Origin of the sequence: Galactobacter sp. (assembly GCF_022712295.1) — a bacterium.
Lineage (GTDB): Bacteria > Actinomycetota > Actinomycetes > Actinomycetales > Micrococcaceae > Galactobacter.
In genome coordinates this window covers 1-9044 of record NZ_JALAGT010000155.1, presented here as the reverse complement: position 1 = coordinate 9044, position 9044 = coordinate 1, and the positions used below count along the sequence as shown (strand labels likewise).

Below are 9044 nucleotides of genomic sequence, written 5' to 3'. Positions count from 1 at the left end.
CCACTGCGCGTGCGGCGCGTGCAGCCTTGATGGACTCAACATCCTTCTCCCCACCCTTGGTCCAGGTGATCGCGTAGCCGCGGGGAAGCAGGTAGTTGCGTGCGTAACCGTTCTTGACGTCGACGATGTCGCCGGCGGCACCGAGTCCGGTCACTTCATGGGTCAGAATGAGCTTAGCCATGGTGTGTTTTCCTCCCTAGATCTCTTCGGTGCTCAGCCGCGGCCGGCGCCGGAGTAAGGCAGCAATGCCACTTCGCGCGCGTTCTTGATGGCCTGGGCGATCTTGCGCTGCTCCTGCACGGACACGCCCGTGACACGGCGAGCGCGGATCTTTCCGCGGTCGGAGATGAACTTACGGAGGAGAGCGACGTCCTTGTAGTCAATGACGGTGACGTCGGCGGCCTTGAGGGGATTGGCCTTGGGTTTGGGCTTACGGATTTCAGCCTTAGCCATCGTGGAGCTCCTTGCTCTGGAGCCCGCGGAAGGGTTTCCGCGGGATGGTTGATGTGTGGATCAGAAGGGAGGTTCGGAGTTGTTGGGGAGGTTGCCCCAACCACCACCGTTGTTGCCACCCTGGGGCTGACCCCAGGGATCGTTGGACGGAGCCGCGGGAGCTGCGGGGGCACCCCAGCCGCCCTGGGAGGGCTGCTGCGGGGCGGCCTGCTGGCCACCGAACCCGCCGTTTCCTCCGCCATTGTTGAAGCCACCCTGGTTGCCGCCGTTGCCGCCACCGAAGCCGCCGCCGTTGCCACCACGGGCATTGCGGGAGACCTTGGCGTTTGCGTAGCGCAGGGATGGGCCGATCTCGTCGACCTCGAGCTCCATGACGGTGCGGTTCTCGCCTTCCTTCGTCTGGAAGGACCTGGACTTCAGCCGACCCTGGGCGATGACGCGCATGCCCTTGGTCAGCGTCTCCGCCACGTTCTCCGCGGCCTCACGCCACACAGAGGAGCGCAGGAACAGCGTTTCGCCGTCCTTGAACTCGTTGCTCTGGCGATCGAAGGTGCGCGGGGTGGAAGCGATGGTGAAGTTCGCGACTGCTGCACCAGAGGGCGTGAATCGCAGTTCCGGGTCGGCCGTCAGGTTGCCGATGACGGTGATGACGGTATCGCCTGCCATTGCTTCTCCTTGTTCGTGTGCGGTGGGTTGTCTTTAAGGTCCTGAGATCGCTGTGATCACCGAAGGTGATCAGGCGATGCGCTGATCCTCCGGGCGGATGATCTTGGTGCGCAGGATCGACTCGTTCAGCGTGAGCAGTCGGTCCAGCTCGGTGGACGTTGCCGGCTCAGCGGTGAAGTTGACGACGGCGTAGACGGCCTCGGTCTTCTTCTGGATCGGGTAAGCCAGGCTGCGACGGCCCCAGATGTCGACCTTGTCGACGGAACCGCCCTCCTTGGTCACGACCTCGAGGAACTTGTTGAGCGTCGGCTCGACGGTCCGCTCGTCAACCTCGGGGTCGACCAGCACCATCAGTTCGTAGGAACGCATGTGAACCCACCTCCTTTGGACTTGAAACGGGCACGGTCTTTCCGTGCCAGGAGGTTCGTTGCGTAGGCCTCGCGCTGCTTCCGGGTACGGATTCAGCGCAAGACAACCAGACCAGTCTAGCGGATTGCGCTGTTTTGGGCAGCCGCGGTGGGCGGACTCACGTTGGCCCTTCATTCCGAGCAACACAGCGTCGGTCGCACTGCATGATGTCGGTGCTCCTGGGACAGCCGCCACCGACGTTGTGCATCACCACCGACGTTGTGCATCCCATGCCCGACGGCGTGTGCCCGGCCTGACGGCCGGACGGCACCCGAGTGGGGCGGCGTCAGTCGGCAAAGAACGACGTGGCCACCAGGGACAGGTCGTACAGGTCGGAGACGCCTGCCATCTCGCGGGCGGAGTGCATGGAGAGGATCGGGATGCCGACATCCACGGTGCGCAGCCCCAAGCGGGTGGCGGTCAGCGGGCCGATCGTGGAGCCACATGGCACGTTGTTGTTGGAGACGAACTCCTGCGAGTTCACACCTGCCGCTTCGCACCAACCGGCCCAGGCGGCCGCACCCACCGCGTCGGTGGCGTAGCGCTGGTTGGCGTTGATCTTCAGGATGGGGCCCGACCCCAGGAGCGGGCGAACCGCCGGGTCGTGCTTGCCCGCGTAGTTGGGGTGGACCGAGTGGCCCACGTCGGAAGACAGGCACCACGAGCCGGCCACGGCTCGTCGGCCCTCTTCTGCTGAGGCTCCCAGCCCGGAACGCAGGCGGGCCAGCACATCCTCGAGGAACGGGCCGCAAGCACCCGACCTGGATGAGGACCCGAGTTCCTCGTGGTCGAAGCAGGCCAGAACAGGGATGGGTCCCGAGCCCTCCTCCAGTTCCTCGGCCGAAGCCGCCAACGCAGCGACACCGGCGTGCACGGAGGCGAGATCATCCAGACGCCCTGCTGCGAGGAAGGCGGAATCCGCACCGAAGACCTGACCGCGAGCCGAGTCGGCGACCACCAAGTCGTATCCGCGGATATCCAACGGATCCACGGACACCGCGTCCCCGTCAAGAGTGGTGGCGTGAGCGGCAACCTCTGCCAACAGATCCGCCGATTCTGCCGCGCCGAGCCCCCACACCGGCTGCGTCTGGGCCTGCTTGTCCAGGGCCAGGCCGTCGTTCACACCGCGATCCAGGTGGATGGCCAGCTGCGGGAGACGCAGGAGCGGACCGGTGGACGCCAGGACCACGGAGCCGTCGGCGAGCGCGAGGCGACCGGCCAGAGTCAGTTCTCGATCCAGCCAGGAGTTCAGCAGCGGGCCACCGTAGACCTCCACTCCGGCCTGAAGCCAGCCGTGGGATCCGGTGGTGGGCTTGGGCTTGAGCTTGAATCCGGGCGAATCCGTGTGAGCACCGAAGACGTTGACGGGGGTGGTGGGGCCCGCGCCCTTGGGGATCACCCAGGCGATGACCGCGCCGTCACGGACCACCAGGTATCGGCCGTGTTCCGTGGGCCAACCGGCCGTCTCCTCCAGTGACGTGAAGCCGGCGTCGGTCAGCCGTGCGGCGACCTCGTGGGCCGCGTGGTAGCTGGAAGGCGACGCCGCGACGAAGTCCGCGAGGTCCTCTGCGTGGGTGATGGCGGCCTGCTGGACGGACATGGCTTCTGAATACCTCTTCATGTGTGCTTGGCGCTTCTGGTTCCACCCTAGTCCGCTCTCCGCCGAGACAAACCCGGGAACGGGCGTCGGGGTGACGAACGTGGAGCAGGTTCTGATGGCCTTGTCCTATAACCTCCTGTCCCCTGGTCACCACCTCGACGAAAACGCCCCTCCTACCCGACCACACACATGGGTTCCACGTGTCTTATCGGATAGGAGGGGCAATTTCGCAGGAGAGCCGGAGGGAATTGGCCTGGGAGGGCACACCCGGGCTGACAGGTAACAGGCGACCGGTGCCAGCCGTCGAAACATGAGTCAGCCGTAGAAACCTGACCCAATCGAGGAGCACCCCGGAACGGGATGGCTCAGCGCACGCCGCGGCGTTTGAAGGCCCATCCCCCCAGCAGCAGCGGGGCCAGGGCCCAGACGGCCACCGTCAGCCAGCCGTCCCACGCGGCGATACCCTTCCCGAGCCCGCCGAATCCGCTGCCTTCCAGGTCGCTCAGGAAGGCGTTCATGGAAGGCCTCAGCCCGTCCACCGCAGCCGTTGGCAGGTGATTGCCGATCCACGTCAGCCAGTCCAGGTCGACGAAGGACGTGAACCCCTGGACCACGGAGGTCACCAGATAGACGAAGATGGAGAGCACCACGATGGCGCCGGCCGTGGAGCGCATCAAGGCCGCCAACCCCACCGCCATCCAGGTCAGGACCAGAACGTAGACACCGGAAAGCAGGGCCTCCCCGACGGCGTCTCCCCCACCGAGTTCAGCATCGAACCCGAAGGCCGCAAGCAGGGCCACCACCAACAGGGCACTGATGAGGTGGAACACCACTCCGCCCAGGAAGCCCACCACGCCCGTGACGAGCGACTTGGCCAGGTAGACCGGCGTGCGGGTCGGAACCGCTGCGAACGTGGAGACGATGGAATGACTGGAGAATTCACCGGCGATCGACACGATCACGGCCGCCGCCCACAGCAGCCCACCGATCATGAGTCCGGCCACCGCCATCTGATGGACGACGGCAGCAGGGACGCCTGCCTCGTCCAGTCCGGTACCGCCCGGATCGGAATTGTTCACGAGACCGATGACCACCGGCATGAACGCCGCGAAGATCAGCACGATCGCCACTGCGACGCTGCTGAGGATCCAGGTGGATCGTAGGGAGAAGAACTTGCGCCACTCGGATCGCAAGATTCCGGGAAGGCTCACTTTGGCGTGGCTGTGGCCGGAGGACAAGGTTGCTGCACTCATGGCTCAGGCTCCTTCCTGCTGGTTTCGAGCCTGTTGGTTCCGGGTCTGGGTGTGCTGACCCGACGGTGATGGTGGCGGGTACCCCTGCTCGCCCTGTCCCTGCCACGTCTCGCTGGGCTGCGGGGTTCCGGGCATCGGTGCGCCGGGGATCGCCCCGGGCATGGCACCCGGCCCACTGCCCGGCACCCCACCCGGCACGGTGCCGGGCGGGAGAGAACTTCCGGGGGCCGGCGTCAGGATCCCTCCGGAGCGGTACTCCACCGCGCCAGAGGTCAGGGCCAGATATGCATCCTCCAACGAGGGCCTGATCCCGACGAGTTCCCGCAAGGCCACGCCTTCCTGCAAGGCCGCGGCACCCACGGCCTCGGCGGAGAGGTTCCTGACGCTCAGTGTGGACTCGTCCACACGATCCACCGCGCCCCCGTCGGCGCTGAGCCTGACCCCGAGTTTCGCAGCGTCCGCGGAGGCCACACGAACGTGTTCCTCGCCCAATCCACCGACGAATTCATCCATGGAGGCATCCGCCAGGATGCGGCCTTGGCCGATCACGACCACGCGATCCGCCGTCTGCGCCACCTCACTCATCAGGTGAGAGGAGATGAGTACCGTGCGGCCCTCAGCTGCGAGGGACCGGCAGAGCTTACGCACCCAGGTCACGCCCTCCGGGTCCAGGCCGTTGACGGGCTCATCAAGCACCAGCACGCGCGGGTCACCGAGCAATGCCGCAGCGATACCCAGGCGCTGTCCCATGCCCAAGGAGAATCCTCCCGAGCGTTGGTCGGCCACGTCGGTGAGGCCGGTCAGGGCCAGCACCTCCGCCACTCGTGAGGCCTTGATCCCGTGCGTGTCCGCCAGGGCCAGCAGGGACTGCCTTGCCTTGCGCGCCGGGTTGAGGCTTCTGGCGTCCAGCAGCGCGCCCGCGCTGGCCAGCGGTGCGGGGTGCTTGCCCAGGGGCTGCCCCAAGACCGTGGCCTGCCCCGCGGAGGGGTTCTCCAATCCCATGATCAGACGCATGGTCGTGGACTTACCGGCCCCGTTGGGTCCGAGGAATCCGGTGACCTGTCCCGGGGGTACGGTGAAACTGACATCCTTCAGGACATGCTTGGGTCCGTAGGACTTGCTCAGGTGGGTTACCTCGATCATGGCACCAACCTATGGGGGACGGACAGGGTTTGTCTTCCCTCTGGAGTATGACTTCTGGGAGGACTTTCACCCTCCACAGCGCTACTCGCCGACGGCGCCGCTCTGCGGCGCAGAATGCACGACGTCCGTCCCGCCTCGGCGACCTGCGTCGCCTGCCGCGACCGGCCGTCGGGCATTGGATCCTCCGAGCAGCCCACCCGGGAACCGATCCGAGCCGGCGAACAGACCGCCCAACGGATCCTGCATACCCACGCGCCTGACGGGGTCGGTATTCGGGTTCAGGCACGTGCGGACCACCAGCGCGCAGACCCAGACGACGGCGAGCATGTGGCCCACGACCATCAGGACGAACAGGCCATCCGGGAAGGCCACGGTGATGTCCTCCTCGCCCGAACGAACGTAGAGGAAGAGCCAGATGCCGATGAAGTGGGCTATCTCGATGCCCTGCCACACCAACATGGTGCGCCATCGGGGATAGGCCAGTGCGGCCAACGGGATGAGCCACAGGATGAACTGCGGCGAGTAGACCTTCCCGAAGAGGACGAACGCGGCGACCACCAGGAAGGCCAGGCTCGCGACGCGCGGCGGGCGCGGGGACACGAGGCCCAGGATGAGGATGCCGAGGCAGCTCAGGGCGAAGAGCCCCGTGCCGAGCACCGAGATCAGCCCGGGGGTGGTGTGCAGCGCCGGATTCCATGATCCGAGGGTGAGGTCCCAGGCCTGCCACAAGGAGGAATTGCCCGCTCCGCGCTCCGCACTGAACGTGTAAAAGGTCTTCCAACGCTCGGTGTCGGCGAGCGCGAAGGGCAGGTTGACGGCCAGCCAGGCACCTGCGGCGCCGGCCGTGACCTTGAGGAAGCCGGACCAGCGGCCCGACCTGATCGCCAGGACCAACAGCGCCCCGAGCACCAACGCCGGATAGAGCTTCGTCGCGGCGCCGAGGCCTATCAACACGCCGGCCAACCACGGATGCTCACGACCCAGGGCCAGTAGACCGAGTGCCAGGAACGCCACGGCCCACATGTCCCAGTTGACGGTGGCAGCGAAGGCCATGGCCGGGCTGGCCGCCACGATGGCGGCATCCCAGGGGCGGCGGCCCGCGCTCTTGGCTACCGCGATCACCACGATGGCCCAGAGCAGAACCACGAAGAACGTGTTGATGTCGAAGTAGCTGAGGGTCTGCAGCGACAGGTTCTCCGAACGCGGCACCAGCAGGGAGGTCAGGGAGGCGATCACGGACATCAGCACCGGGTATTCGAAGGCAGCGTCTGCCCCTGCCCCTGTGAACGGCGCCCACGGGTCATCCGCGAATCCCCGTGCCCCGTAGAGGGACGCCCAATCGGAGTAGCAGATGCCCCGGTAGACGTTGGGCATGCCCCAGCCGTGCGTGCGGCACGCACTCTTGGACACCACGGCCAGGATCCCGAAGACGAAGACGATGACCAGCAGCACCCGCTCCACGCGCCAGAACCCGGGAGAGACGATCCCGGGTTCCGTACGGCGGCCGAGCGGACCTCCGATGACTCCGACGAGGGACCGCAGGAAAGGGTCGTTGCGGCTTGGCACCGTGATGCGTAGCGGACCCTTTTGCGCCTTGGGCCGCTTGCGCACCTGGCGTACCTCGCGCGCGTCGAGTTCCTTGCGCGGCTGGGGGTCCTGCTGACTGGGCATACGACCACACTACGGGGATCGGCGGCCCTGACGGACCTCTCAGTCCCGGTCCAGGACCTTGTCCTTGCCCTCCGACTCATCAGCGCCCGGCAGGTGCAGCTCCGCCTGAGCCTGGGTGAACGTGGTGACCTTGTGCTTGCGACCCACGTACACACCGATGGCCACCACGATGACGGTCAGGACTGCGGTGGAGTAGAGCTCCACCTTCATGTCGGACCAAACGGCCATGTAGATGAGCACGGCAGGGATGAAGATGATGACGGCCCAGGTCAGGTAGGGGTAGCCCCACATCTTCACCAGGCCCTGGCGGCGATCACCCACGCGCCTGCGGGTGATCAGCTGAGTCACGGCGATGCACAGGTACACCAGCAGAGCCACGGCGCCGGAGGTGGCCAGCAACATCGTGAAGAGCTTGTCCGGCATCAGGTAGTTGCCCACCACCGCGGCGAAACCGATCAAGGTGGAGATCAGCACGGCGGCGACGGGGACATTGGCCTTGGAGGTCCTGGCGAAGATCTTCGGGGCATCGCCGCGCCCGGCCAGGGAGTACATCATGCGGGAGGCCGTGTAGAGGGCGGAGTTCATGCAGGAGGCCACCGCCACCAGGATCACGAGGTCCACGATGAACTTGGCCCCGGGGATGTTCAGGACGTTGAGCGCGGCAAGGAAGGACCCCTCCTCCAGCAGGCCCGGGTAGCTCAGCGGCACGATGCACACGATGAAGAAGATGGACACGATGTAGAACAGGCCGAGGCGCCAGATCACCGAGTTCGTGGCCTTGCGGATCTGGCCTGCCGGGTTGTTGGACTCGGAGGCCGCGATGGTCACGATCTCGGTTCCCATGAAGGAGAACATGGTGGTCAGCAGTGCGGCCGGAATAGCGCCCAAGCCATTGGGGGCGAACCCACCCTGGCTCCAGAGGTTGGAGGCACCCGCGTGCTCGGACCCGAAGACGCCGGTGAAGGCCATGGCACCGACGGCGATGAAGAGAATGATGGCCGCGACCTTGAGCAGGGCGAACCAGTACTCGAACTCGCCGTAATTCTTCACGCTGAAGAGGTTGGTTGCGGTGAGGGCGATGGTCACGAGGAGGGCGAACACCCACAGCGGGACGCCCGGGACCCATGAGTTCAGGATGGAGGCTGCTGCGGTGGCCTCGACAGGGATGACCAGTACCCAGAACCACCAGTACAGCCAGCCGATGCTGAAACCGGCCCAGTGGCCGATGGCGCGGTCGGCGTAGGTGGAGAAGGACCCGGAATCCGGGTTGGCCGTGGCCATCTCCCCGAGCATGCGCATCACCAGCACCACCAGCAGCGCGGCACAGACGTAGGCCACCAGGACGGCCGGTCCGGCCAGCTTGATGGCGGTGGCTGAGCCCACGAAAAGGCCGGCGCCAATGGCCCCGGCGATCGAGAGCATGGTCACGTGGCGTGGCTTGAGGCCTTGCCCCAGCTGCGACTCCATACCTGACAAGTGAGGGACCTCATTCTGCTGATCGACAACTGCTATTTCAGCAACGTACCAGGAGTGTGGGCGCCAACACACTTGTGAGGATTTCGGGTGGGTAAACAATGACTCGGGCAGCGACGACAACGCCGGAGCTTCTGTCGGATCCATGTGGTCCTCACGATGAGCCCGTGCTGCGGCCGGCCTCCGCCGGACCCTGCAGTCGGACCCTTCGCTGGGACCCTGCACGCCACGGACGAACGGGAAACGCCGCGGGACACAACGCCGCGGGACACGACATCGCAACCAGGAAACGAAGTGTTGGGCCCACCCGTGAAACCCTAGGCCACCCAAAAACCCCCCCAAGGGGAACAAGTAGACGGGCGTGTGACCGGCGGGTG

8 protein-coding genes and 1 pseudogene are annotated in these 9044 nt (G+C 65.9%); all 9 read right to left on the bottom strand.

Annotation, left to right across the window (positions count from 1 at the left end):
* Positions 1–181 (bottom strand): annotated as a pseudogene (locus Q0A15_RS11430) (50S ribosomal protein L9); the annotation flags it as partial.
* A 32-nt stretch (positions 182–213) separates the two neighbouring features.
* On the bottom strand, positions 214–453 hold the full coding sequence (rpsR, locus tag Q0A15_RS11425; RefSeq protein ID WP_291279653.1) for a 30S ribosomal protein S18: 240 nt from the start codon (positions 451–453) through the stop codon (positions 214–216).
* A gap of 60 nt (positions 454–513) precedes the next feature.
* Entirely contained in the window at positions 514–1119 is a 606-nt protein-coding gene (locus tag Q0A15_RS11420) for a single-stranded DNA-binding protein (RefSeq protein ID WP_291279652.1), read from the bottom strand.
* A 69-nt stretch (positions 1120–1188) separates the two neighbouring features.
* Complete coding sequence (rpsF, locus tag Q0A15_RS11415) at positions 1189–1488, bottom strand: 30S ribosomal protein S6 (protein ID WP_291279651.1); 300 nt, start codon at positions 1486–1488, stop codon at positions 1189–1191.
* 325 nt (positions 1489–1813) lie between these two features.
* Positions 1814–3127: a M18 family aminopeptidase gene (locus tag Q0A15_RS11410; RefSeq protein WP_291279650.1), complete on the bottom strand. Its 1314-nt coding sequence runs from the start codon at positions 3125–3127 to the stop codon at positions 1814–1816.
* A 365-nt stretch (positions 3128–3492) separates the two neighbouring features.
* Positions 3493–4380, bottom strand: coding sequence for an ABC transporter permease subunit (locus Q0A15_RS11405; protein ID WP_291279649.1), 888 nt, complete (start codon positions 4378–4380; stop codon positions 3493–3495).
* A gap of 3 nt (positions 4381–4383) precedes the next feature.
* A complete protein-coding gene (locus tag Q0A15_RS11400) occupies positions 4384–5523 on the bottom strand; it encodes an ABC transporter ATP-binding protein (protein ID WP_367273388.1) in 1140 nt (379 codons plus the stop codon).
* Between the two features lie 81 nt (positions 5524–5604).
* Positions 5605–7194: a glycosyltransferase 87 family protein gene (locus Q0A15_RS11395; protein WP_291279648.1), complete on the bottom strand. Its 1590-nt coding sequence runs from the start codon at positions 7192–7194 to the stop codon at positions 5605–5607.
* 39 nt (positions 7195–7233) lie between these two features.
* Positions 7234–8661 carry an amino acid permease gene (locus Q0A15_RS11390; RefSeq protein WP_291279655.1) on the bottom strand — a complete coding sequence of 476 codons (1428 nt, stop codon included), beginning with the start codon at positions 8659–8661 and terminating at the stop codon, positions 7234–7236.
* Positions 8662–9044: the final 383 nt, after the last annotated feature.